At 40.5% G+C, this 24,114-nt stretch carries 22 protein-coding genes and 3 pseudogenes; 18 read left to right on the top strand and 7 right to left on the bottom strand.

The features are described from left to right. Positions 1-63: 63 nt before the first annotated feature. The gene (gene ald, locus AC6H44_RS08620; protein WP_500735080.1) at positions 64-1,185 is read right to left on the bottom strand and encodes an alanine dehydrogenase; all 1,122 of its coding nucleotides are present in this window, start codon (positions 1,183-1,185) and stop codon (positions 64-66) included. Between the two features lie 138 nt (positions 1,186-1,323). Here ald and lrp point away from each other — a divergent pair, with 138 nt between their 5' ends. The 9 genes from lrp to AC6H44_RS08575 all read left to right on the top strand — a co-directional run bounded on the left by lrp (position 1,324) and on the right by AC6H44_RS08575 (position 9,563). After that, positions 1,324-1,803 (top strand): leucine-responsive transcriptional regulator Lrp, encoded by a 480-nt coding sequence (lrp, locus tag AC6H44_RS08615; protein WP_008110073.1) that lies wholly within the window; start codon positions 1,324-1,326, stop codon positions 1,801-1,803. A 201-nt stretch (positions 1,804-2,004) separates the two neighbouring features. Further along, positions 2,005-4,494 (top strand): DNA translocase FtsK, encoded by a 2,490-nt coding sequence (locus AC6H44_RS08610; protein WP_500735079.1) that lies wholly within the window; start codon positions 2,005-2,007, stop codon positions 4,492-4,494. Continuing rightward, the gene (gene lolA, locus AC6H44_RS08605; protein ID WP_500735078.1) at positions 4,494-5,120 is read left to right on the top strand and encodes an outer membrane lipoprotein periplasmic chaperone LolA; all 627 of its coding nucleotides are present in this window, start codon (positions 4,494-4,496) and stop codon (positions 5,118-5,120) included. The genes AC6H44_RS08610 and lolA overlap by 1 nt, the downstream gene beginning before the upstream one ends. Next, positions 5,113-6,456 (top strand): replication-associated recombination protein A, encoded by a 1,344-nt coding sequence (locus AC6H44_RS08600; RefSeq protein WP_500735077.1) that lies wholly within the window; start codon positions 5,113-5,115, stop codon positions 6,454-6,456. Before lolA ends, AC6H44_RS08600 begins: the two co-directional genes overlap by 8 nt. Then, entirely contained in the window at positions 6,449-6,829 is a 381-nt protein-coding gene (gene crcB / locus AC6H44_RS08595) for a fluoride efflux transporter CrcB (protein WP_500735076.1), read from the top strand. The genes AC6H44_RS08600 and crcB overlap by 8 nt, the downstream gene beginning before the upstream one ends. Positions 6,830-6,837: 8 nt before the next feature. After that, on the top strand, positions 6,838-8,142 hold the full coding sequence (gene serS / locus AC6H44_RS08590; protein WP_500735075.1) for a serine--tRNA ligase: 1,305 nt from the start codon (positions 6,838-6,840) through the stop codon (positions 8,140-8,142). A 379-nt stretch (positions 8,143-8,521) separates the two neighbouring features. After that, positions 8,522-8,776 carry a type II toxin-antitoxin system Phd/YefM family antitoxin gene (locus AC6H44_RS08585; protein ID WP_500735074.1) on the top strand — a complete coding sequence of 85 codons (255 nt, stop codon included), beginning with the start codon at positions 8,522-8,524 and terminating at the stop codon, positions 8,774-8,776. Further along, a complete protein-coding gene (locus tag AC6H44_RS08580; protein WP_500735073.1) occupies positions 8,769-9,038 on the top strand; it encodes a Txe/YoeB family addiction module toxin in 270 nt (89 codons plus the stop codon). Before AC6H44_RS08585 ends, AC6H44_RS08580 begins: the two co-directional genes overlap by 8 nt. Positions 9,039-9,137: 99 nt before the next feature. After that, positions 9,138-9,563 (top strand): GNAT family N-acetyltransferase, encoded by a 426-nt coding sequence (locus AC6H44_RS08575; protein ID WP_500735072.1) that lies wholly within the window; start codon positions 9,138-9,140, stop codon positions 9,561-9,563. A gap of 219 nt (positions 9,564-9,782) precedes the next feature. Here AC6H44_RS08575 and AC6H44_RS08570 read toward each other — a convergent pair whose 3' ends face one another. After that, entirely contained in the window at positions 9,783-9,971 is a 189-nt protein-coding gene (locus AC6H44_RS08570; protein ID WP_500735071.1) for a hypothetical protein, read from the bottom strand. A gap of 203 nt (positions 9,972-10,174) precedes the next feature. Here AC6H44_RS08570 and AC6H44_RS08565 point away from each other — a divergent pair, with 203 nt between their 5' ends. Both AC6H44_RS08565 and AC6H44_RS08560 read left to right on the top strand, forming a co-directional pair. Further along, positions 10,175-10,567, top strand: coding sequence for a hypothetical protein (locus AC6H44_RS08565; protein ID WP_500735070.1), 393 nt, complete (start codon positions 10,175-10,177; stop codon positions 10,565-10,567). Between the two features lie 15 nt (positions 10,568-10,582). Further along, the gene (locus tag AC6H44_RS08560; RefSeq protein WP_500735069.1) at positions 10,583-11,401 is read left to right on the top strand and encodes a hypothetical protein; all 819 of its coding nucleotides are present in this window, start codon (positions 10,583-10,585) and stop codon (positions 11,399-11,401) included. A gap of 110 nt (positions 11,402-11,511) precedes the next feature. Here AC6H44_RS08560 and AC6H44_RS08555 read toward each other — a convergent pair. Further along, positions 11,512-11,835 (bottom strand): annotated as a pseudogene (locus AC6H44_RS08555) (IS4-like element ISPtu1 family transposase); the annotation flags it as partial. A gap of 127 nt (positions 11,836-11,962) precedes the next feature. Here AC6H44_RS08555 and AC6H44_RS08550 point away from each other — a divergent pair. From AC6H44_RS08550 to AC6H44_RS08540, 3 genes are all read left to right on the top strand, one after another. Beyond that, positions 11,963-13,567, top strand: a complete 1,605-nt coding sequence (locus AC6H44_RS08550; RefSeq protein ID WP_500735068.1) for an IS1634 family transposase — start codon at positions 11,963-11,965, stop codon at positions 13,565-13,567. Positions 13,568-13,626: 59 nt separating this feature from the next. After that, the gene (locus AC6H44_RS08545) at positions 13,627-13,779 is read left to right on the top strand and encodes a hypothetical protein (protein ID WP_500735067.1); all 153 of its coding nucleotides are present in this window, start codon (positions 13,627-13,629) and stop codon (positions 13,777-13,779) included. Positions 13,780-14,279: 500 nt separating this feature from the next. Next, positions 14,280-14,699 (top strand): IS1096 element passenger TnpR family protein, encoded by a 420-nt coding sequence (locus AC6H44_RS08540; protein WP_500735066.1) that lies wholly within the window; start codon positions 14,280-14,282, stop codon positions 14,697-14,699. Positions 14,700-14,837: 138 nt separating this feature from the next. Here AC6H44_RS08540 and AC6H44_RS08535 read toward each other — a convergent pair whose 3' ends face one another. Then, entirely contained in the window at positions 14,838-16,019 is a 1,182-nt protein-coding gene (locus tag AC6H44_RS08535; RefSeq protein ID WP_500735065.1) for a PQQ-dependent sugar dehydrogenase, read from the bottom strand. Here AC6H44_RS08535 and AC6H44_RS08530 point away from each other — a divergent pair. Beyond that, entirely contained in the window at positions 16,004-16,465 is a 462-nt protein-coding gene (locus AC6H44_RS08530; protein WP_500735064.1) for a hypothetical protein, read from the top strand. The two genes, AC6H44_RS08535 and AC6H44_RS08530, sit on opposite strands and share 16 nt — an antisense overlap. Positions 16,466-16,545: 80 nt before the next feature. Here the strand turns inward: AC6H44_RS08530 and AC6H44_RS08525 are convergent, their stop codons facing one another. Continuing rightward, a complete protein-coding gene (locus AC6H44_RS08525; protein WP_500735063.1) occupies positions 16,546-17,745 on the bottom strand; it encodes an Nramp family divalent metal transporter in 1,200 nt (399 codons plus the stop codon). Between the two features lie 404 nt (positions 17,746-18,149). On the opposite strand from AC6H44_RS08525, the pseudogene AC6H44_RS08520 reads away from it, so the two are divergent. After that, a pseudogene (locus tag AC6H44_RS08520) lies at positions 18,150-18,917 on the top strand (endonuclease/exonuclease/phosphatase family protein); the annotation flags it as partial. A gap of 84 nt (positions 18,918-19,001) precedes the next feature. Next, positions 19,002-19,217, top strand: a pseudogene (locus AC6H44_RS08515) (endonuclease/exonuclease/phosphatase family protein); the annotation flags it as partial. 54 nt (positions 19,218-19,271) lie between these two features. On the opposite strand, the gene AC6H44_RS08510 reads toward AC6H44_RS08515, so the two are convergent. After that, entirely contained in the window at positions 19,272-20,435 is a 1,164-nt protein-coding gene (locus tag AC6H44_RS08510; RefSeq protein ID WP_500735062.1) for a DUF3103 family protein, read from the bottom strand. Positions 20,436-20,641: 206 nt separating this feature from the next. On the opposite strand from AC6H44_RS08510, the gene AC6H44_RS08505 reads away from it, so the two are divergent. Continuing rightward, the gene (locus tag AC6H44_RS08505; RefSeq protein WP_500735061.1) at positions 20,642-21,061 is read left to right on the top strand and encodes an MAPEG family protein; all 420 of its coding nucleotides are present in this window, start codon (positions 20,642-20,644) and stop codon (positions 21,059-21,061) included. A gap of 52 nt (positions 21,062-21,113) precedes the next feature. On the opposite strand, the gene AC6H44_RS08500 is transcribed toward AC6H44_RS08505, so the two are convergent. Continuing rightward, positions 21,114-23,912, bottom strand: a complete 2,799-nt coding sequence (locus AC6H44_RS08500) for a collagenase (RefSeq protein WP_500735060.1) — start codon at positions 23,910-23,912, stop codon at positions 21,114-21,116. Between the last annotated feature and the right edge of the window lie 202 nt (positions 23,913-24,114).

Raw genomic sequence — 24,114 nt, 5'->3', positions numbered from 1 at the left:
TTAGCTGCTTTTTTAATCGCTATACTTAAATAATAACTTAGGTATAAGTGGTAACTATTATCGTTACGCGTTTTCTACCGCAGTACGTGGGTCAACATATTCCATGTTGAACGCTTGTGCTACTTCTTTATAAGTTACTTGGCCTTTAATTACGTTTAAGCCATTTAAGAAGTGCACGTCATCAAGTAGTGCCTTTTTGTAACCTTTGTTTGCAAGATTAATAATGAACGGCAATGTTGCATTGTTAAGTGCAAATGTAGATGTACGTGGTACAGCACCAGGCATGTTGGCAACACAGTAGTGAACAACTTCATCAACGATGAAAGTAGGATCAGCGTGCGTAGTTGCTTTAGAGGTTGCAATACAACCACCTTGGTCAATCGCAACATCAACAATCGCAGCGCCCGGCTTCATTGCTTTAATGTGTTCAGCCGTCACTAGCTTAGGTGCAGCAGCACCTGGGATAAGTACGCCACCAATAACTAAGTCAGCTTCTAGTACGTGCTTTTCTAATGCGTCAGCTGTTGAGTAAATAGCTTTAACTTTGTTACCGAACTGTGCATCTAATGCACGCAGTACGTCGATGTTACGGTCAAGTACTACAACTTCTGCACCTAGGCCAACTGCCATTTGCGCAGCGCTACGACCTACCATGCCGCCGCCAATAACAACCACTTTAGCTGGCTCAACACCCGGAACGCCACCGAGTAACATACCACGGCCGTGGTTTGCTTTTTCTAGCGCTTGCGCACCTGCTTGAATAGACATACGACCCGCTACTTCACTCATTGGTGCCAATAGTGGTAAACCGCCGCGTGCGTCAGTGACTGTTTCATACGCAATACAGATTGCTTTACTTTTAACAAGGTCTTCCGTTTGTGGAAGATCTGGCGCTAGGTGAAGATAAGTGAAAAGAATTTGGTCTTCACGTAACATTGCACGCTCTACCGCTTGTGGCTCTTTTACTTTAATGATCATTTCTGCTTTGGCAAAAACATCAGCAGCCGTTTCTAAAATTTCAGCACCAGCTTGCACATAATCATCGTTAGTAAAACCAATGCCCATACCTGCATTTGTTTCAACACATACTTGGTGGCCATGATTCACAAGCTCGCGAACACTCGCAGGAACCATACCAACACGGTACTCATGGTTTTTAATTTCTTTAGGTACACCAATAATCATAATTTTGCCTTGTTAGAACGGGATAAAATTTTCCACTATTATATTCATGCTAAGGTAGTGTGTCCCACCTTTTTTTAAGTGCTTTATAGTGTTAATATCTGATTAAAGATTTAAAACAGAATAAAAAACTAAAAAGCTATGCATAACTTATTAGACCGTATAGATCGCAAAATTTTAGTGGAATTACAACTCGATGGCCGCTTGTCAAATGTTGAACTGGCCCGACGAGTTGGCCTAAGCGCTACGCCCTGTCTGGAGCGAGTTAAAAAGCTCGAACGAGAAGGGTATATTTTAGGCTATAAAGCAGTGGTCGATCCTGCCAAGCTAGGCCAAGGGCTTTCTGTGTATGTTGAAGTGACGATTACAAAAACATCACCTGACGTATTTGAAGAATTTAGTGCCGCAGTTAGAAAGCATGAAGAAATTATAGAATGCCATTTAGTGTCGGGTAATTTCGATTTTTTATTAAAAACGCGGGTTAATGATATGTCAGAATACCGAGGCGTGCTTGGTGATATATTATTAAAGCTACCCAATGTAAGTGAAAGTCGTACCTATGTGGTAATGGAAGAGGTAAAAGGTGAGGAGGGCGTGGTGATCCGTCCTTTTGTTGCCTAACGATAGAGCAACACTGTGTAAAATGCTTTATTGTTGCAGCAAATTTTGTTTTATTTTAATTAAAAAAATAAAAACCTGTTCATAATCAGGCCATCATAGCTAAGATAAAGTGCATCAAAATACATTTCCTGCTAAGGTATTCTACTGCTTGATATAAGTGTAAAAGTGAGTGTAAAAAATAATAATGAGGGATAGCTAATTATGCGCCTAAACGGTGTACAAAGACTATTAGAAACAGGGCTTATCGTTAGCACCTTTGCAGCGGTATTTATTTTATGTGCGTTAATTAGCTTTCATCCCGCTGATCCTGCTTGGTCGCAAACGGGTGAATTTACCAATGTACAAAATATAACGGGCACCGCAGGCGCGTGGGTCGCCGACATACTGTTGCTTACCTTTGGTTGGCTTGCTTATTTTGTGCCAGTGGCGATTCAGCTGCTTGGTTATTTAGTTTTTAAGCAGCCGCACCGTATTTTGCAACTCGATTACACCACCCTTGGATTACGTATTATTGGTTTTGCGCTGTTTATTACCTCAGCCACCGCGATTAGCAGCATCAATTTCGATGATATTTATAACTTTTCATCAGGTGGGGTGGTGGGCGATGTGATTGCATCGGCGATGATGCCAGCGTTTAATTTTACCGGTACTTCTATTTTACTGCTGTGTTTCTTTTTTGCAGGGTTAACCCTGTTAACGGGTGTGTCTTGGGTGCAATTTGTTGATTACTTAGGTGATTTAATTGTTAGGAGCTATCGCTTTTTGGCTAATTATGCTCGTGGTTGGCTGCAACGCGAACGTATAGCAGGTAAACTGCAAGAAGAGCAAGGCGATGCGTATTTTGACGACGATACTGACGAGAAAGAACCAGAGCTTAACAATAAAAAAGTAGCAACCCCAAAAGCGCTCGATAAACCCGCCACCCAAGTGAACGCACCGCAAGATGATGAGTTTATGCCGTTTGACGAGCTTGACCAAATACTCGATCAAGAAATTAGTTTTAGCGCTATTGATGATGAACCTATGGACACTGAGGCCGCGCTTAATGCGCTTGATCAAAGCCCGGTTGTTGAACCTGAAAAACCAATCACGACGGTGGTCTCCCCCGCAAGGCCGATGAATAAGTCAAAACAGGGATTTCAACCGCCGCCAACAGCAAAGCAAAAGTTTGAACAATTATTAACGCAAGAGCCACCACCCGGGCCATTGCCATCGCTGGATTTACTTGATAGACCAGACAAAGCTAAAAATCCCATTTCGCAAGAAGAGCTCGACAGCGTATCGCGCCTAGTTGAAACAAAACTATTGGACTTTAACGTGCAAGCTAGCGTTGTTGGCGTTTATCCTGGGCCGGTTGTAACGCGGTTTGAACTTGATTTAGCACCGGGTATAAAAGTGTCTAAAATTACCGGCCTTTCAAAAGATTTAGCCCGCTCGCTGTCAGCAATTAGCGTACGCGTGGTTGAAGTTATTCCGGGTAAAACCTTTATCGGGATCGAGCTGCCGAATAAATACCGTGAAATAGTGCGTTTATCAGAAGTAATTAATGCCCCTAAGTTTGAGCAAAATCCATCGCCATTAACTATGGTGCTCGGTAAAGATATCGCAGGGCAACCCGTGTGTGCCGACCTAGGTAAAATGCCACATTTACTCGTTGCTGGTACAACGGGCTCAGGTAAGTCAGTAGGCGTTAATGTCATGATATTAAGCTTACTATATAAGTCGGGCCCTGATGATGTACGCATGATAATGATAGACCCGAAAATGCTTGAACTTTCAGTGTACGAAGGTATTCCGCATTTACTCTGTGAAGTGGTGACCGACATGAAAGAAGCCGCCAACGCACTGCGTTGGTGTGTAGGTGAAATGGAACGTCGTTACAAGTTGATGTCGGCATTAGGTGTGCGTAACTTAAAAGGGTACAACCAAAAAGTATTGGAAGCCAAAGAAGCGGGTTACCCGATTATGGATCCACTGTTTAAAGACACCGATGGCATGCAAGAGGGACCCGATGAGCTTGGTAAGCTTCCTAGCATAGTAGTCGTGATTGATGAATTTGCCGACATGATGATGATTGTAGGTAAAAAAGTAGAAGAGCTTATAGCGCGTATTGCACAAAAAGCCCGTGCGGCAGGTATTCACTTAATTTTGGCAACACAGCGCCCATCGGTTGATGTAATAACCGGTTTAATTAAAGCGAATATTCCTACGCGTATGGCGTTTCAAGTATCAAGTAAAATAGATTCGCGTACCATACTTGACCAACAAGGTGCAGAAAACTTACTCGGTATGGGTGACATGCTTTATTTACCACCAGGCACTAGCGTACCTGAGCGTGTACATGGCGCGTTTGTAGACGACCATGAAGTGCATGCGGTGGTAAATGATTGGAAAGCCCGTGCTAAGCCCAATTATATAGATGAAATTTTAAATGGCGATGCCAGCGAAGATATTCTATTACCAGGGGAAGCGAGTGAAAATGGCGATGAAGAATCCGATCCGTTATACGATGAAGCAGTCAGTTTTGTAATTGAAACTGGAAAAGTATCGGTATCGTCAGTGCAGCGTAAGCTACGTGTAGGTTATAATCGTGCTGCACGACTGGTAGAACAAATGGAAACATCAGGTATCGTAAGTGCCCCAGGTCACAACGGCGCACGCGATGTATTAGTACCTAATGGAGCAAATTAATGAAAAAATTAACAAGTGTATTCGTTGTACTGGGCAGTTTAATTGCTATGCCGAGCTTTGCTGATGATAGCCAAGCATTACAAGATAAGTTATCGACCTTAAAAAGCTTTAAAGCGCAATTTAAGCAACAGGTAACCGATGGAGAAGGCCAAGCAGTAATGCAAGGCGAGGGCAATATTGCGCTGCAACAGCCATTAATGATCCGCTGGCAGCAAACAAAGCCAGAAAACACATTATTTGTATCAAACGGCGATAAAACCTATTACTTTGACAGTTTTGCCGAGCAAGTAACCATTATGAAAACCAGTGGTATAATTGACTCTACACCGTTTATATTGCTTACCTCTAAAGACCCAGCCCAGTGGGAAAAATACAGCGTACTCGCTACCGATTTAGGCTTTAGTATTACCCCAAATAAGGGGGTTGAAAGCCAAGTAGAGCAGCTTGATATTAGCTTTGCCAGCAACGAGCAAGGGCTTGCAAAACTTGTGGTTAAAGATAACTCAGGCCAGCTGTCTGCGTTTACATTTAGCAATGCACAGGTTAATACTGAGCTTGATAAAACAACTTTTGAATTTACCCCGCCAGCGGGCGTAGAAATAGACGATCAGAGTAACGGTGAGTAACTTAGGTTTTAACTTTGGGCCCGATGTACGCCCACTCGCTGCCCGTATGCGCCCTTTATCGCTAAACGATTACATAGGGCAGCAACATTTACTCGGTGCGGATAAACCGCTGCATCAAGCCATTATTGCTGGGCGCTGCCATAGTTTAATTTTATGGGGCCCGCCAGGGGTAGGTAAAACCACGCTGGCGCAAATTATTGCCAACCACGCCGATGCAGAACTGATTCAAATGTCGGCAGTCACCGCAGGGGTAAAAGATATACGCGATAGCGTAATTCAAGCACGCGATAACCTACAAAGCCGTGGCCAACGCACCTTAATGTTTGTTGATGAGGTACACCGTTTTAACAAATCACAGCAAGACGCGTTTTTACCCCACATTGAAGATGGCACTTTTATATTTGTTGGTGCAACCACTGAAAACCCGTCATTTGCATTAAATAACGCAATTTTATCTCGCGCACGGGTGTATGTATTAAAATCTTTGCAGGAAAGCGATTTATACACAGTAATAGAGCGCGCACTTAAACAAGACGAGCAACTAAGCCAAAAACACATCGTGATTGCTAACAACGCCAAACAGGCGCTGTGCCAAGCCAGTGGTGGCGATGCGCGCAAGGTGCTTAATTTATTAGAGCAAGCGGTCGATTTATCCACCGAGCAAAACGGCCAATTTAATGTAGATGAACAAGTACTGAGCCAAGTATTACCGACCCATTTAGCCAAGTACGATAAAGGCGGCGATGAATTTTACGACTTAATCTCGGCGTTTCATAAATCAGTGCGTGGCAGCTCCCCTGATGGCGCGCTTTATTGGTACTGCCGTATTTTAGCCGGTGGCGGCGACCCACTTTATGTTGCAAGGCGCTTACTGGCCATTGCCACCGAAGACATTGGCAACGCCGATCCGCGAGCCATGGAAGTCGCTTTAAACGCGTGGGATATATTCCAACGTGTTGGCCCAAGTGAAGGCGAACGGGCCATTGCACAGGCCACCTTGTATTTAGCCAGCGCGCCTAAAAGCAATGCGGTGTATATGGCGTTTAATCAAGCCAAAGAAGATGCTAAAAACGAGCCAAGCTACCCAGTGCCAGAGCATTTACGCAATGCGCCCACCAATTTAATGAAAGAGTTAGGTTACGGTGCAGAGTATCGTTATGCGCATAACGAAGAGGGTGCGTTTGCTGCCGGTGAAAAATATTTACCACCAGAAATACAGAGTAAACACTATTACCAGCCAAGTGATCGTGGACTTGAGCAAAAAATTAAACAAAAGCTCGATTATTTAAAAGAGCGCGACGCACAAAGCCCAATAAAACGTTATGAGCATGATTAAACTTTACATGATGATTGCCCTCGGTGGAGCTTCTGGAGCCTGTTTACGGTTTTTTATTAGCGAAACCATGCTAAAACTCCTCGGTAGGGGATTCCCTTTTGGCACGTTGGCAGTTAATATTCTGGGTTCATTGTTGATGGGGGTGTTATACGGCCTAATCGAAAAAGAGATAATTGCTGCCAGCCCCGCTAAAACGCTGATCGGAATTGGCTTTATAGGCGCATTAACCACCTTTTCAACATTCTCAATGGATTCGTTGTTGTTATTACAACAAGGTCACTTTTTTAAAATGGCCCTCAATATCATCTTAAACGTGATGGTGTGTATTTTTATGGCTTGGCTGGGCCTTCAGCTAGTAATGCAAAAAGGTTAAAAACTAACATGTTAGATTCTAAATATTTACGTCAAGATGTCGAACAAACTGCCGCACGTTTAGCCGCCCGTGGTTATGAGCTCGATGTGGCACTAGTGACTGAACTTGAAGAAAAACGCAAAACATTACAAGTAAAAACGCAAGAGCTTCAAAGTCAACGTAATGCCAGTGCTAAAGCCATTGGCCAAGCAAAAGCAAAAGGCGAAGACGCACAGCCATTGCTTGATGCCGTTGCAAACCTAGGCAGCGAATTAGACGCTGCTAAAGCTGAGCAAGACCAAGTGTTAGAAGCAATTAAGCAAATTGCTTTAGCGATCCCAAACTTACCGGACGAATCCGTACCAGTCGGCGCTGACGAAGACGACAACGTAGAAATTTTAACGTGGGGCACCCCTAAAAAGTACAATTTTGAAGTAAAAGATCACGTTGATGTAGGGCAAGACCTAAACGGCCTAGACTTTGAAATGGGCGTTAAAATCAGTGGCGCACGTTTTACAGTAATGCGCGGCCAAATTGCGCGCATGCACCGTGCTCTGACGCAATTCATGCTAGACACCCACACAGACAAAAACGGTTACACAGAAATGTATGTACCGTATTTAGTCAATAGTGCAAGCCTATATGGTACTAGCCAATTGCCTAAATTTGCGGGCGATTTATTCCACACATTAGGCCTTGTAAATGACGATGGCGAGCAACAACCAGGCTTTAGCCTTATTCCTACGGCAGAAGTACCGCTTACCAACAGCGCACGTGATGAAATTTACGAGCAAAGCGAGTTACCTATTCGCTTAACAGCGCACACTCCTTGTTTTAGAAGTGAAGCAGGCAGCTATGGTCGCGATACACGCGGTTTAATTCGTCAGCACCAGTTTGATAAAGTAGAGCTTGTACAACTTGTAAAACCTGAAGATTCAATGCAAGCACTCGAAGAGCTAACAGGTCATGCTGAGCAAATCCTGCAAGCGCTTGAACTGCCATACCGCAAAGTAATTTTATGTATGGGCGATATGGGCTTTGGCGCAGCAAAAACATACGATTTAGAAGTATGGTTACCGGCACAAGACACGTATCGCGAAATTTCATCATGTTCAAACATGGGTGATTTTCAAGCGCGCCGTATGCAAGCACGTTTTCGCCGTGAAGGCGCTAAAAAACCAGAGCTTTTACACACCCTAAACGGCTCGGGTTTAGCGGTTGGCCGCACGCTTGTTGCTATACTAGAAAACTATCAACAAGCCGACGGCTCAGTAGTCGTACCAGAAGTACTTCGCCCATACATGGGTGGTTTAGAAGTAATTGGTAAAATGTAAAATAATAGCTGTCAGTTTTTAGCTATAAGCTTTAGAAAGAAAGCCGCTGTTTTAACGAACAGCGGCTTTTTTTTATTGTAGATATAAGAAAAAAGTTACAAGGTTCAATAATGTAAATTTAGCGAAAGCTAAGTTTTGAGCCTATGATTCTTGCAAGCATCATCTAGCGGGCGGCTTTAGCCAGGATTTATCTTACGCTCACATGGATCTTCATTTTGTAACCACTGTCAGCGCAATATTTAATGTAAGACGTGCTTTAGCGCGTTAAATTTAAAAAATAGCTGCCATAAAAAATTACCCACAAATCACGTCCAGCTTACTGTACAAGTATAATTGCAATGGCTATACTTGTTCCATATCACGTACATGTGGAGGTTGTATGAGAATCGTATCTTTTACAGAAGCTAGAAATGGTTTAAAAGCAGTATTAGACGGTGTGGTAAATGATGCTGATACAACGGTAATTACGCGCAGAGACTCAGAAGATGCAGTTGTGATGTCCTTGGACTATTACAATAGTCTGATGGAAACTGTTCACCTACTTCGCTCACCTGAAAATGCAAAGCACTTGAATCGTTCAATCGCACAGTATCGAGCAGGTCAAACAACGGCCCGAGAGCTGATAGATGAGTAGTAGTCAGCGTTTGTTATCCTGGACTGATGAAGCTTGGGGTGATTATTTGTATTGGCAAACCCAAGATAAAAAGACGCTTAAACGTATCAACAAGCTCATTAATGACGTAAAGCGTTCGGCATTCGAAGGTATTGGTAAGCCCGAACCATTAAAAGAAAACTTATCAGGTTTTTGGTCACGTCGAATTGATGACACAAATAGGGTGGTTTATGCGGTTGATAATCAGGCAATTACGATAATTTCATGTCATTACCATTACTAACTTTATCACCTGAGACGGGCAGCTAAAAAGTGATATATGGACTCGCCTTTTTTTCTTTTGAGTCCGTATGTCACACTATTAGTACCTTAGAGGAAGCCGATGAGATTTGAGTTTCAACAAGCAACAAAATCAGATCGCGATTATCTACTAGCTCTGCGCAAGTTAACTATGGTTGAGCATTTAGAAAAATCTGGACAATTCTTGTCTGATAAAGAGCATGAAATTAGGCTTGATGATAAATATCATTGTTCGTATTTGGTGCATTATAAAAACGCATTAGTCGGTACTCTCAAATACGAGTCAACTGAACTCGAAGTTGAGATAATGCAAATTCAAATACACCCTGACCATCAAAATAAAGGTTATGGGCGAGGCATTATTCAGCAAGTATTGAATGGTGCTGAGTCAAAGATCGTGTCACTCACAGTGTTAAAGGATAATCCTGCATTGCAACTATATTTACGATTGGGTTTCATAACTGTCTGTGAGGATATGTATGAGTATCATATGAAAATCAAGCACTAACAAGTTGTTCAAACTGGATTCCATAAACTGTGGCGAGTAGTGTGTAAAAACAAAGATGAGGTTTATTACATTGAGAGAAGTACTTAATTTTTTAACAAAAATATATGCCTGTCCTTTTTCTTTTCTTGTTCAGTTAAAGCTGAAGTACGCACTTTATCTAACGCAGATTTAAAAATACGTAAATCTTCGTCTGTCGCTAAGTTGATATATTGGCTGCCATCAGGAGTAGTTGATATTACTTAAAGCTTCACGTTTAACATTAGTTTTTTCTATATTACTTGATGATTCCGTATATGGAGTAATAGCGAACTGGTCGACAAAGATTGCTTTTTCTTTCATTAATACATCTGCTGCAAATGAGCTTGATGTAGATAATAATAATGCGAAGTAAACCGTTTTATATTTCATTGGTAATCCTTTTTATATTTTATATATATCCTTTCGGTATTGTATGAAAGTGTTGAGTAACATAAACCGTACCGACTTTTAAAAAATATCATCGATATTAAAAATGTTCAACTGCTTATTTTACGCTCTCTTATTTTGATTTTTTGTTGCTATATAGTTACTTTTATGTATGCTTTGGGTTGATTAATTTAAAAGGAGTTTTAATGAAATTTAATAAAAAATTTTTACTTCCACTTTTTCTTGTGGGAATTTATGCCGTTCCATCTCAAGCTGCTGTATCTGCCTTTAGTCGTTCTAATTGCTATGTTCCCATTGCTGAAGTTGGTTGGGAAAGCCTTACGTGGGGCTGGCCTCAATCCTCTAGAGCAACTAGTTCATGGCATTTAAGATTTGGTGAAAATCGAGATAGTGCTCATAATATAATTGCAGGAGATAACTGGGAAGTTCAATGGCACTCCATTGCATCTGATAGTCATGGTGCTTTAGGCTTAACCGGAAAATACGAAGTCAGAGGCAAGCATTGGTGGGGTAAATCACCAGGTCTTTACCACTACAAGAATTCTTACGCGATTGATTGCAATTTAAGTGAATTTTAAAAGGAAGAATAGTAAATGAATACTTCAATAAGAAATATTGTTTTTAGTGGCTTATTTATTAGTAGTGGACTCACTTTTGCTGAACCATCAATTATTGTAGATGAGAATAACCCTTTCCTAAATGAAAAGAGCCAGAAATCAATAAATGAACCCAATGGTGTTTCCATATACTCATTTTCAAAAGAGGAAATGAGTATAGCTAATAAAAATGAAAGTAAGTCTTATTTGAATGATATCGAGAGTACGAATAACTTTGGTTATGTTGAAGTCGACTCTTCAGAAATTAGGGATTTTAACAAATTAATTGCTGAATATATTCAGCATGATTCTGACTTTAAAATTTCTAAAATGAGAAGCCTGCTTTTAAAACAAGCTTTATCGGATAGAGCAACTTTATCAGCCATAGTTCCAAATAAAATATCAAATGTTAACTCATTCAAAAAGGCAGACTTAACCTCGATCATTACTAGTGAAAAGAGTTTGGTTTTAGAGTCCTCTAGTGGTAACTTTATTAAAGGTAAGGGCTGGGACTCTCTGACCCGAATTGTAAAAAATCCAGAGTTTGGTATTTTGGTTATTGATGAATGGGGTTTTTCAGATGAAAGTAGTGGCGTGATAATGGACAGAGATGCTATTAATATTCATATCAATGGTAATCCTGGTATCATTATTGTAAAGCAAGATGAACATGGTAACGCAGAAACCTCTTTATCATGGGTAACTGATAGTAAATCATATTCCATTTTATTAAATAAAAATGTTTATCATGAAGGGTTGATAAATTCTTTGGTTCTATTAGCTGAAAAATTTCCATCAGGGAACGTGAGTTATTAATATCTAAAATAGAGCATGGCTTTAAGTATGCTCATCACATTACTGGAGCAAAGAGTGCCTGGAGATACACAGGGTCAGGTCCTGTGGGAACCCCACATTTTTTATCCAAGCTATAAGCACTCACGGCAATCCTTATTTAGTTGGTTGAGTGCTTTTAAAAACGTTTTCAATTTTATTTTATAGCCAAATTTTTCGAAGTATTGCGTTCCTAAACTAAAACAAGACAGCACGTTTCTATCTTTTATCGTATTCGCCTGAAAGCTTCTATGCACATTCAATATTTTTGCCGTTAAACCTGCTAGCCAAAGGATAAAATTAGCAATTAATGCAATCAATAATGCGACATTCAAGCGGCCTTTTTCATAGCTACGACAATGACGTAAGTTCAAGCCATCACGTGTGTTTTTTAAGTCTCTAAAGGACTCTTCTATCTGTTATTTCGCACCCTAAACTTGAATTAAAATTGTTCGTTAATCGACCACTCAAACTGTTACTGTTAAAAAAATACTTGACGGCGATCCCCATATTTGATCTATTACTCTCTTTTGAGAGCGCGTATTTATGTCTATCCCTTATGCCCAAAAACTCGAACACCACGGCTTAGTTGCTGGATTTTGTCACGATCTAGGTTTTGTCGATATTATTGATAACGCACTCGGTGGCGTGGCGCCTGAGCGCAACATCAGTTGTGGTCAATTAGTGTTGGCTATGGTGCTAAACGGCCTAGGTTTCACTGGCCGCACACTGCATATGTACAGCGAGTATTTTCAAGGCAAGCCGCTTGATAGATTAATTGGTGAAGGCGTATTACCTGAGCACATCAACGACGATGCGCTCGGTCGCTGTTTAGACACCTTATATGAATACGGCGTATCGAAGCTGTATCAGCAATTGGGTGAGGCAGTGGTAGAGAAATTAGGGTTGCAAACCCAAGCCTTACATCTTGATTCGACAAGCTTTCATTACGATGGCAAGGCGACAAGCGAGCCTGATGATGACGAACCAAAACCTATCCGTATCGCGAAAGGTTATTCGCGCGACCATCGCCCTGAGCTCAACCAAGTGATACTCAATCTTATCTGTGAGAACCAATCCGGCATACCGGTTTATATGAAGCCTGCCAGTGGCAACAGTAATGACATGGAAGGCTTTAAACAGATTGTAAAAGCGCATATTGGCAGTTTAAAAGCCGCGCAAGCCAGCCGCTACTTGGTCGCCGATGCCGCCTTGTATGTGCAAGAAACCATTAAAGATTTACATACTCAAGGCCAACTGTTCATTACGCGGGTACCGCAAACCCTCAAAGAAGCCAAAACCCTTGTTAAGCAAGCGCCTAACTTGAATTTCACCCCTATCTCACCTGGCTATGAAGGCGTCAGTTATGACAGTGAATACGGGGGGGTGAAACAAAAATGGCTACTCATTCGCCGTGAGCAGGCGTATAAGCGAGAGCAGCATAACCTGAACAAGCGTATGCTAAAAGCCGGAGAAGTTGCCCGCAAAAGCTTTAAAAAACTGTGCCAACAACGCTTCGCTTGCGAAAAAGACGCACAAAGCGCCCTCATAAAATGGCGAGGTAAACAAGCGGTCTGTGATGTGGATGCACATGTTGTTGAAGTAGCCATTTTTAAGGGAGCAGGACGCCCTAAACTCGGACAATCTCCTGAGCGTATCGAATACCAGATTACGGGTGCATTATGCACACCACTGGCATCCAGAAAAGCCGCTTTACAACAACTGGGTTTGTTCATTATTGCCACCAATGATGTTAGCGACCATCTTGACATGGCAAACTTGCTGAGCAGCTACAAAGCGCAGCAGAATGTAGAAAAAGGCTTTCGATTCTTGAAAAGTCCCGACTTCCTTACGAGCGCTATTTACCTGAAAAAGCCTGAGCGCATTGAAGCGTTACTCATGGTAATGACTTGCTGCCTAATGGTGTACGCGGGGTTAGAGCATCAAATTCGCAAAACCTTGGTCGAGAAAAACTGCTACTTCCCCACAATGAAATACAAGCCGGGCCAACGCCCCACGGCACGCTGGGTGTTCGAGCATATCATCATCATGTACATACCAGATAAACCACCCATAGTGGCGAATATGCAACCGCGCAATCAAACCATTATTGATTGCTTGGGTGAAAAATATCAGCGGATTTATTCTTAAAATGGGTGCGGAAGATCGGGTCAACGTCAATCGGCGAAAAGCGCCTGATTGGCCTGACGATGAAGTCATTAAACGCTGGTATCAACTTTATAATGGCCCATTTTTTAGTTGATCGCTATTTAAGTGGTGAGCGATTAGATGAGGCAAGTTTACTTTTTTTAAATGAGATCATCGCTAAATGGCGAGAAAGGTTATATGACATAAGTTGGTAAAAGTAGTCACAAGCATTATTAAATCAAACCGCCGTGCTTAGTTGCATGGTCTATGTTGATTTGAATCAATTCAACATTTCAGACAGCAGTATTCAAATTTTGCAGGCAGCAAACAACGATTAAAGCAGCACGCCGCCATCAACGATGTAAAATGGTACAAAGGTGCAGGTTAGCAGCATTTTGCATTAGTACATCAGTAATTAAAAAATAGATTCTTCAACAATATTAATCACCTAGCTTTCTTTGGTTTTGCCTAAAACTCTTTTCAAGCAATTAAACTCAACACACTGTGGCGAGTCGTGTGTAAAAACAAAGATGAGGTTTATTACATTGTAAGAGGTACTTAATTTTTTAACAAAAATATATGCCTGTCCTTTTTATTTTTATTTTTAAGATCATTACAAAAAGTAACTTTAGTAGCGCAGTTTTGTTCGTTCAATTAAAATAGCCGTCCGTTTAAATAGGCAATTCGTTCAATAAAGATAACAGGGAGACTGAGTATGATTGAAACGTTAAAGATAAAATTACTTGATGGTATGCACGCTTATAATGAATGGGAATGTGTTTTAGAAATCCCTATTGACTATAGCTTGGATGAATTACACCAGACAATTTTGTGTGCTGTAGGCTTTGATGACGATCATATGTATGATTTTTGTATTGGTAACTCTTATTATTCTAGAAGCGCGCAACATATAGTATGTAATGATGATAATGTAACCCAAGAAACAATTGATAGCATACTCTCACAAGTTAAGGGTAAAAAGCTTTATTATATGTTTGATTATGGTGATAGCTGGTTATTTCAAATAAATAAAAGCAGAAAAAAACGCTTTAGTGAAAAGCCTGATATCTTTTATCCTAGAGTGGTGCTCGAAAGTGGTACAAAACCGAAGCAATACCCTGATTGGGATGAATGATTTTATCGAATCTGGTAGCCCAAGTTCGCAGCGGCCAACTAATATTGACCACTGATTAATATTAAATACGTACCATTACTCAAACATCACTTGATGTTAATAACGGTTATAATTATGGTACTAAACTAATAACACTAATTACATTGGTGTTATTAGTGTTAGTTTTGCCTCTTTGCCATCGGTTAATATCGCTAAATTACCTTCAGTAGTAACAAACACATCTCTTAATCGACCAGACGCCTCTGGGGAAATATGCGATTGGGTGAACTCACCATTCGCTAAATTCACACTGTAGAGCTTTTTATCGACCAGAGTAGTGATTAGCACATGCTGTTGCAAAGAAGGGAAGGCTGCATGCTTAGAGCCATAATACGCCATGCCTGATGGGGCGATTGAAGGCGTCCAATCTACAGTTGGTTTAGCCATTCCGGGGTAGTCTCGAAACGGTGAAATACGTGCTTGCGAGTAGTCATCTCCGTTAGTGATTACCGGCCAACCGTAATTGGTGCCAGCCGTTAAATAATTGAGTTCGTCGCCACCCGCGGGGCCGTGCTCATGGCTAACAATTTGCTGTGTATCGTAATCATAAACCAAACCTTGTAGATTACGATGTCCGAGTGAGTATACAGCATGTGCGTTGAGGTTTTTATGGTTAATAAACGGGTTGTCGGTAGGTATTGTTCCGTTTAAGTTAATCCGTAATACTTTACCCAATTGACTGGTTATAACCTGTGCTTGCTCGCGGTAGTCAAAGCCATCACCACTTGAAAATAATACGCTGTTATCGGGCAGTACAAGCGCGCGGCCAGAGTAATGCTGTGGAGTGTCCTTATCGGTGGTGATCTTGTAAACAACTTTTGGCTTTGAAAAATTTTCCCCATCAAAGGTGGCTTTGGCTATTACCAGTCGGTTAGCATCAAGATTACCTTGGGCATAAGTGAAAATAATTTCTTTTGAGTCATTGTAATTAGGTGCCAATACCACATCGAGCAAACCACCTTGGCCTGCCACGTATAAACCTTCTAAATCTAATTTAACTCTGGTTTGTTGGTTATTTTTAATGATAACGATATCGCCATTACGTTCTGTGATTAACCAGATTTCGTTTGGGAGTTTTACCATGCTCCAAGGTGAATTAAGCCCAGTTGCCAAGGTATTGATAGTGTATTGCTCTTTGGGTAGTGCGGCATGAGCGTGAACAAAAAACGCTAAAAGTGATAATAGCATAATACAATTTATAGATTGTTTACCCTGCAAGCCTTTGCTAGTGTAAAGAAAAAGTTTGATTTTAAGTTGAGATAACCATGTCGTTTTTAACACGTATACTCCCGTCATTTTTAGTTTCTTGGTTACTTACATTTACATTTGCTAGCTTGTTTCATAGTCAATACGTTGTCAATCAATTAGTGAATGTGGGTGTTGTGGTAGGCTTTAATGATCGTGTTAAATTAACCCTTGAGGACTGGTTAGGGTTACTGCCCACCTATGGCGCTATTATTGCCATTGCCCTGATTATCGCTTTTTTAGTCACATGGTTTATTGTTAAAAAGCGGCAAAAACAAGGTACTCAGTTATTTGTTACTGCTGGCATTGTAGCATTTGCGACAGCTTTAATAGCGATTGAGTCGATTATGAATATTACCATTATAGCCGGTGCGAGAGGTTGGGGGTTTTATGCGCAGTTGCTTGCCGGAGCAATTGGCAGTTATACCTTTGCAAAGCTAATAAAAGCCAATAGCGGTAAGGGCGAATGTAACGAGCTTTAAAAAGCTATACACGATATAATAAAAAGCCGCTGTTTGTTCAAAGCAGCGGCTTTTATGTGTTTATCTATTTACTATTGTTGTTAAAAAATTAAGCTTATTAGTTTGTAACCACTTAAGCCAAAAATAAGTATTAACACCGGTAAAATCAGTAAGTTTACTAACAGTGAGTTAGTGTATTTACCCATTACTGAGTTTTGGTTAACTAGCCAAACAAGGTAGGCTGTGACTATGGGCAATAATAAGCCATTAGCCGCTTGGGCAAATATAATTACCGCAACAGGGTCTAAACCGAGTGAGGCGACTGCTGCACCAAACAATAAAATAACAATAGCGACGCTTTTAAAGCGGGTGTTATCCATTTTATTTGACCAACCTAACATACCGCATACGGCATATGCACCCGCAAGTGGTGCTGTAATGGCACTGGTTAAGCCAGCGGCAAATAAACCGATAGCAAAAAAGTAATGAGCAGCATCGCCAAGTAATGGTTCAAGCTGTACGGCCATGTTTGCAGCGCTAATTTGCCCTGCATCAGTGCCATAAAAGGCTACTGAGGCAGTCGATAGTATTGCCAGAGTAATAATACCCCCTAGGGTGATAGAGACACCGGTATCGATATTGGTCTCTCTAATCATTTTTTCCTTATCACTTTTGCTGTCATGGCGAGCAGCCAATATCCCCGAATGCAAAAACAAGTTATACGGCACTATAGTTGTGCCTACTAATGCTAATACGGTGGTAATTGAACCCTCAGGCATACTTGGAATGAATCCCGCTAGTACTTCACTCAGCGATGGTGCCGCCATTACCAAAGTAGAAATAAACACTAGGCTCATTAAAATCACTAGTAGAATAAGCGCGTTTTCAACCACTTTATGTTTACCGCTATACAGTAATACCGCACTTAAAAAGGCAATTAAGGGTGTCCAAAGCTGGGGATTAACGTGAGGGAATATTTCAATTAATCCCATACTGGCACCACTTAAGTTACCAGCTTCGTAGGCAGCGCTACCCACACCAATGGCGCTGATCACTAAGAAAATAGCAAGGGTTTTAAATAAGGGGGTTTCAATGTTAGCTCTGAGTGCTTGCGCTAAATCTTGCCCGGTGGCTACACCAAGGCGCGCCGCCATAGATTGTAATAATATGGTGGCAATAACTGAAAACAGTAATGTCCATATTAATGCAAAACCAAAGTTTGCACCCGCCACGCTGGCGGTCGTTATTGTCCCTGGTCCAATGAAGGCAGCGGTGACGAGTAGTCCTGGTCCTAATCGCATAATTGACCTTAATAGTACTTTTGCATATTGCTATTTAAAGTTACATCTAACGTTTTATAACGCGATGCCTGTATTATTGCTGCCACTTATATTAAGTGCCTTGCAGCGTTAGCCGCCCCTTGGCTTTCGTACCAATTTTATTAAAAAAGGCCGCGTAGCATACCAACTTGTATATAAATTTAAAGGGGAGGTAGTGCGTTTGCATGAAATGTATACAAACATTAAAAATCGTTTAACTAAAAATGCTTTTAAGGGTTTATTTATAGCGTTATTATTAAAAACATTAATTGCTTAGATTTTTGTATACTCATTAGGGCAGCCTTATCAACAACCATGAATCACAAACAACAACACCTTTAAAAGCCACAGTAGACGACTTGAATATTACTAATACAACGCTGAAAATAGCCACATTTAACTTATTTAATTACCTTGAGCCACCCAATGCTTATTATGAGTTTGAGCGTATTTATACCGCAGTGCAATGGGCTAAAAAGCAGCGCTGGATTGTTGATTACCTAACTGAGCATCAGCCTGATGTGGTTGGTTTTCAAGAAGTATTTAGTATTGAATCATTAAAAGAGTTAGTAAAAGCGCAGGGATACAGTCATTTCGCGGTAGTTGATGAACCTGAAGTAATTGACGACTTTATTTACAAACGTCCGGTGGTGGCTCTTGCCTCTAAATATCCTCTTGTCGAGGTTATGAGTGTTGAGCACAATAGCGAGCTTGCAAATACCCTTGGCCTTAATGATTTTACATTTAGCCGCAAGGTACTCAGAGCAACGCTAACTTTGCCTCATATAGGTAATACCGACTGTTACGTCGTGCACTTTAAATCAAAGCGATCGATGATTGAGGTGGATGAGCATAATAAAGATCTCACACCTGAAAAAAACATTATCGAAATACTAAAAGCAAGTGTAGCCGGTAGCTGGGGCTCAACTATTCAGCGTGGCAGTGAAGCTGCGCTATTAATGGTTGAAATAATTGCTCGGCGTGAAACTACGCAACAACCAATGATATTAATGGGGGATTTTAATAATGACTTAGCCGATGGTGTATTAAGCCATTTACTAACGAATACGCTGCGTTTTGCTCCTGCTTATGATTGTAAAAGCTATCTTGCTAAATATTGTTTGAACGATGCATGGCAGTTATTTCAAAAGTTATAACTAAATATACCTGATACAACGCCTGAAACCTCTACTGAAACAACACAGCATACGCACTCACAATCGGATAGCTTGATTCCCCCTGTGCGTAAAGCAACGCATTACTTTGGTGCGAGTAGTTCGGTGCTAGATTATATTTTGTTATCTTGCGAGTTTGACTCGGGCTACGATGACAGCTTTTTTGAAGTCAAAGATTATCATAACTATGATAGGCACCTAATTAACCCAGAGTTTGAACGTGACGACTTAAGTACAGATCATGGCGTTGTTGCTATTACACTTAAACTGCGGGAATAATGATTAATAGTTAACCACTGCTTGGACAAAAGTGCCAAACAGTGGTTAGTTGTTTTACTGACGTGGGTTAATTTCCAAAGGCGATACACTAATGGTGGTATTACTGCTTGCACCTTTGTAATCAATATAGTCTTTATTTTCAAAAAGTGTATAAAAAACATCTATATAATCGTCGTTATTTATAAACCACTTATCTGGCATAGCTTGAAGTAGCTCATTGGTCAGTTTAGGTATAACGGTGTATCCCTGCGCTTGTATGTCAGGAATACTTGCCAAAACATGCTCTGAAATTTCTAATAATTTCATTGCTAAGGTTTTATAGTTGGTGTTGTCATCTTGCTCCATTAAAAGCAAATCAACGGCCTGCCAACGATAACGCTGCCAATGAATTAGCACTTGGTTAGGAGTGTAATCGATGTTGTCATGATCTAAATAAGGTAAATCAACGACATCCAGTATTGGTTCATCTCTGGTAGGGTCGATGCCAGTTACAATGGCGTAAACTTCAGCACTTCCTGAGATCCAAGGTTCTTTGTCATCTTCTAAGCGTATTTTTTTCAACACACTTGTTTGTAATGGCTGCTCATTACGCATCTGATTTAACGAACTCAATGTATCTTTTTTAAACTTTTCGGCAGACAAAATACTTCTCATCACTGCTATACCAGCGTTTTGTACTTTTTGTTGATTTAACTCAATAACAAATACAGGTTGACTCGGCATTTCATCGGCACTGAGGTAATGAACATCACCAAATTGATCGAATGCTTCAATCTCGGCCCATTGTTTATCATCGCCTTTTGGAGCATATGCAAATAAAGGGCTTTCGCCGTGTTGCCAAGCCGCTAACATTTTATCGCTGGCTAAACGAACTTGTAACAAATTGCCTGTATTTTCTGGTAATCCTTTAAGTTGTTGCAGCGCACTATTTGCCATGCGTGAATTATATTTAGAATGCATTCCCAAAGCAGGTAATTGATCAGCATCTAAAGTGAGTTTGTATTGGTTGAGTGTTTGTTTAATATCGTAATTTAATACACTGTAATTTAACGCTACTTCTTTGGCAAAATTACGTTTAATGGTGGTTACGTCTTTATAATTGGGCAATTGCGATAAATTTTCAACTTGCCCTATATGTGGGGGAGCTGCCAACACCGGTGATGATACAAAGCTCACAAGAGCAATACTTGCTAAATAGTTAGCTACTTTATTAGTCATGTTAATTCTACCGTTCAGTTACCAATAGCTATATAAGACAATAATTAGAATAAATACTCAAATAAAATTTTTAAAATACGCTATTAGTATTGGTTTTTAGATTTGAAGCGGTTCATACTTATATCGTAAGTTTTATATCAATAAGTTAAATTTGGCTTAATAATTGCTGAACTAGTTACTCCAATAACAATGAAAAGGAAAAAACCATGACAGATATCGCTCACTCTGCGTTTTTAGCATTTTACCTCTATTTAATTATGATATTAGTTCAATGGGCTGTGGCTACTTTTAGCAAAGCTAAACAGCCAAATGCAGTGCCAGGGAAAATAGATAAAGGCTTATCTCATGAGAGTTTTATATTTAGGGCACATCGTACCTTTCATAACACATTAGAAAATAGTGCGTTATTTATAGGAACGGTTTTATTTGCTTTTGTAATTAATTATCACAGCTCGGTTTTCGCAATCTGTATTTGGGTTTACGTTATTGCACGTTTACTTCATATGGCACTGTATTACGCTATTGCCACTGAGAAAAACCCAAGTCCACGCAGTTATTTCTTTTTAATTGGTGTGATTGTGAATGTTGTTATGCTTGTGATGTTAGGTTTAAGGTTAGTGAGTTAAACGCCTAAAAAGCGAAAAGCCCATTGGCTTTTCGCTTAAACAACACCATAGGTTATCGGCAACCCGAACTATTAAAGTCGACCACTAAACTTGCGCCTTCACTGTTTCCAGATACTTTTAGGTACCCCCAAAACTGTTTTTGATCGCGAATAAAAATACACTCATTATTTGTACTATTTACAGAGTGGGCAATTTCGTTACTGCCATTAGGCCAAGTACTGTTAGCGTAACTTAAATCAATATTACCCGACCCATTAGCTGTGGTAATTGTAATACCCGACTGGCTATTTACATCAGCAATAGCAAACCATCTAGGGCCGCTGTTACTTAAGCATATAACGTCACCATCGTCGAGACGGCCATTGCTTTGCCCTGATGAAGTTGCACAAGCATCGGGCAGAGTGCTTTGAGCTTCTGTATACGATGCGTTGAGCGATACATTGTTATAGTTATTATAACCATTTACCATAACGTGATAGCGTCCAGCACGGGTAGGGTTAAAAATACATTGCTCGTTATTTCCCTCAAGATATGGACGACAGTCATAGTCTGACAATGTTGGCTCAGACCCATAGCTAATGTATAAATCGGCATCGCCAGTACCGTCACTTAAGCTGAACGTTAATTCGCTAGCGCCAATGGGTACATCAAAATCAAAAAGTAATTTTTCGTTTTGCGCTTGAGAAATAGTAATCGTTTGACCATTTATAAGTGTTTGTTTATTCCCTTGAGTATTTTCCTCTACGGTTGCAATAATTGTGGCCATATCAATGTCGCCATCGTTATCGGTGACGGTCAACGATACGCTATATTGGCCAGGCAAAGCGTATGTATGCGTTGGATTTGCAACTGTACTGCTTGTGCCGTCGCCAAAATGCCATAGATAACTAACAATGCTTCCGTCACTATCGTAACTATTCATACTTGAAAATTTAATCGGTAAGTTTTCTAAGCTTGAATATGGCCCGTTTATGTTTGCACTCGGTGCAATATTTAACGGCGTACCATATACTAGCTGATCGCACCATTGCACAAATTCACTTTGGTAGGCATTCGCCCATTGTTGCGTTTTATTTTTATATGTTAGCCAATTGCCTTGGCGTGTATCTGTGAGCATGGTGCTAAGTTGTTCTTTGTGGCGTTCAAACATAAAACGCACCGCTAAGTAGCCCCAACGATAAATTCTATCTTGGTCAAAACCTTCATAGTTGGTGGAAAATATTTGCGTTAGGGTAAAACGTTGTCCGTTTTTAATGGTATTTATTGCCGCTTGGTTGTCACTTTGATTAGCAATGTATTCTGCAACACCCTCAGACCACCATACAATATCTTCGGTTGGCGAATTAAAATTGCTATACAAGTTATAGCGGCCATCTAAATAATGAACGTACTCGTGTTCTAAGTTCCAAACAAAATGATCCGCTTTTGCATAGCTTGCTTCATACGCTACAAAGTTGGCTTGGTTATCGGTATTAGCTGGATCACCTTCTAAATACATACCCCCGTTATTAGTATCAATGCCAAAAATGGCTTTCGCATATTTGCTGTAGTCATTGCTGCTATCAAAAATATTGACGAATAAAAAACGGTTAAAGTCATCGGCTACAGGTATGCGGTTTGTGGCTAACTCATTATGAAAGAGCGTTTCTTCAGCTTGCATTGCATCACATGCCGCTGCGTGTTGATCTGCGCTCATTGCCTGTGAGCGTATTTTTATGGTGCTGCTGCAATTATACTGCTGCGAAAGCACTTGTTGAGTGAGTGTATCGACAAAATTACAAATGCCAAACTTACTGCAATTAGAATAATAATTGACAATATCGGCAGCAGCGAGCCATACGGCATCGCCATACCCAAAACTTTCATAGGTATTAAAAATAGCAATTAGGCCTGCGTCAACATCAGGTTGAATAGCTGCTTGAGAATATTTTTTAAGACGTGCCAGTTCGCTTGCGGCATTCACAATTAAAAACTCACCGTCAGAGTCAATTAACCATTGTTTTTGCGTAAATTCCGTTAATGTTATCGCCAAGGCGCTATCGTTTGCTATTAACATTGTAAATTCATCATTCCACTGACCGCGGTATAATAACGTGAAAAGACCATTAACCGCATTACGCATATTCCAGCTACTGGCATAATGTGTATCAAAACGTGTTAGCCATTGTTTAACAACACTAAGGTAGCGATGTTGTTGCTCGGCGCTGTCCATAGTAATTATAACTTCAGAGAGCGTTTTACCGTGATCATCATTGTTATCGTAAAAGTGTTGATTGTTTACAAACGCATCAATTGCCTCTACGACTGTCGGTGTTACTGAGGCAGGAAAATCAACAGCGTTGTTATAAAACTCTGCATAAAAACCAGCGCGCAAATATAAAAATACCGCCTCTATTCGTTCATCGCCACCACCATTGTACTGTTGTGAAAGTGATTTAGCGTGATTAGCCACCGCCATCATATTATCGGCGGTAAAAATTTGCGGTTGCAGGGCCGTAGCCGAGAACAATTCGTTAATACAGCGAGTGCCTTGATGCTTAACTTCATCAATAATCGTAATGGTGTTTGCCATAGCAAGTGCATTTAAATCACAACTCACAGCCATTATTTGGCTGAGCATTCTTTTCGTTCTAGTGTGTGGCTGTGGTGCTTTATGGGGAAGCTGTTGCGGTTTTTGTAGTGATTTTGCCACCGGTGCGTTGCTATTATTGTATTGGTTTACACCATGATGTTGCACTCGCTCTACAATAGCAGGCTGCGGTTTAAACGTGCGTTCTTGTTGGGGATGCGCAGTTGCAAACGTGGCGACACCTAAGAGCGGTAAAGCCAAAATAAATGTATTTAAATTCATAACGTTCCTTTGATAATGATTATCTCAATTTGAGGTACACAATTGAGGGACAGGTTTATAACATTTATTTCTGTGTGCAATCAATTAGTTTTATATAAAAACTAAATAACAGTACTTTTTAATTATTTTTACGATTAAACAGCTTGGATGAGTTGTAAAAAATTGGTTAAGCCGTTCAAAAAAGAGCCGGTGTTTAAAAAAG

It is taken from the genome of Pseudoalteromonas sp. TAP-3C (assembly GCF_059888565.1).
Note: the sequence above shows the minus strand (reverse complement) of the source record. Positions and strands in the feature narration are given on the sequence as shown.

What these genes read in the sequence shown, in the direction of transcription:
- ald (WP_500735080.1), bottom strand. Translation starts at nt 1,185, where the DNA reads ATGATTATTGGTGTACCTAAAGAAATTAAAAACCATGAGTACCGTGTT.
- lrp (WP_008110073.1), top strand. Translation starts at nt 1,324, where the DNA reads ATGCATAACTTATTAGACCGTATAGATCGCAAAATTTTAGTGGAATTA.
- AC6H44_RS08610 (WP_500735079.1), top strand. Translation starts at nt 2,005, where the DNA reads ATGCGCCTAAACGGTGTACAAAGACTATTAGAAACAGGGCTTATCGTT.
- lolA (WP_500735078.1), top strand. Translation starts at nt 4,494, where the DNA reads ATGAAAAAATTAACAAGTGTATTCGTTGTACTGGGCAGTTTAATTGCT.
- crcB (WP_500735076.1), top strand. Translation starts at nt 6,449, where the DNA reads ATGATTAAACTTTACATGATGATTGCCCTCGGTGGAGCTTCTGGAGCC.
- serS (WP_500735075.1), top strand. Translation starts at nt 6,838, where the DNA reads ATGTTAGATTCTAAATATTTACGTCAAGATGTCGAACAAACTGCCGCA.
- AC6H44_RS08585 (WP_500735074.1), top strand. Translation starts at nt 8,522, where the DNA reads ATGAGAATCGTATCTTTTACAGAAGCTAGAAATGGTTTAAAAGCAGTA.
- AC6H44_RS08580 (WP_500735073.1), top strand. Translation starts at nt 8,769, where the DNA reads ATGAGTAGTAGTCAGCGTTTGTTATCCTGGACTGATGAAGCTTGGGGT.
- AC6H44_RS08575 (WP_500735072.1), top strand. Translation starts at nt 9,138, where the DNA reads ATGAGATTTGAGTTTCAACAAGCAACAAAATCAGATCGCGATTATCTA.
- AC6H44_RS08570 (WP_500735071.1), bottom strand. Translation starts at nt 9,971, where the DNA reads ATGAAATATAAAACGGTTTACTTCGCATTATTATTATCTACATCAAGC.
- AC6H44_RS08565 (WP_500735070.1), top strand. Translation starts at nt 10,175, where the DNA reads ATGAAATTTAATAAAAAATTTTTACTTCCACTTTTTCTTGTGGGAATT.
- AC6H44_RS08560 (WP_500735069.1), top strand. Translation starts at nt 10,583, where the DNA reads ATGAATACTTCAATAAGAAATATTGTTTTTAGTGGCTTATTTATTAGT.
- AC6H44_RS08550 (WP_500735068.1), top strand. Translation starts at nt 11,963, where the DNA reads ATGTCTATCCCTTATGCCCAAAAACTCGAACACCACGGCTTAGTTGCT.
- AC6H44_RS08545 (WP_500735067.1), top strand. Translation starts at nt 13,627, where the DNA reads ATGAAGTCATTAAACGCTGGTATCAACTTTATAATGGCCCATTTTTTA.
- AC6H44_RS08540 (WP_500735066.1), top strand. Translation starts at nt 14,280, where the DNA reads ATGATTGAAACGTTAAAGATAAAATTACTTGATGGTATGCACGCTTAT.
- AC6H44_RS08530 (WP_500735064.1), top strand. Translation starts at nt 16,004, where the DNA reads ATGTCGTTTTTAACACGTATACTCCCGTCATTTTTAGTTTCTTGGTTA.
- AC6H44_RS08525 (WP_500735063.1), bottom strand. Translation starts at nt 17,745, where the DNA reads ATGCGATTAGGACCAGGACTACTCGTCACCGCTGCCTTCATTGGACCA.
- AC6H44_RS08510 (WP_500735062.1), bottom strand. Translation starts at nt 20,435, where the DNA reads ATGACTAATAAAGTAGCTAACTATTTAGCAAGTATTGCTCTTGTGAGC.
- AC6H44_RS08505 (WP_500735061.1), top strand. Translation starts at nt 20,642, where the DNA reads ATGACAGATATCGCTCACTCTGCGTTTTTAGCATTTTACCTCTATTTA.
- AC6H44_RS08500 (WP_500735060.1), bottom strand. Translation starts at nt 23,912, where the DNA reads ATGAATTTAAATACATTTATTTTGGCTTTACCGCTCTTAGGTGTCGCC.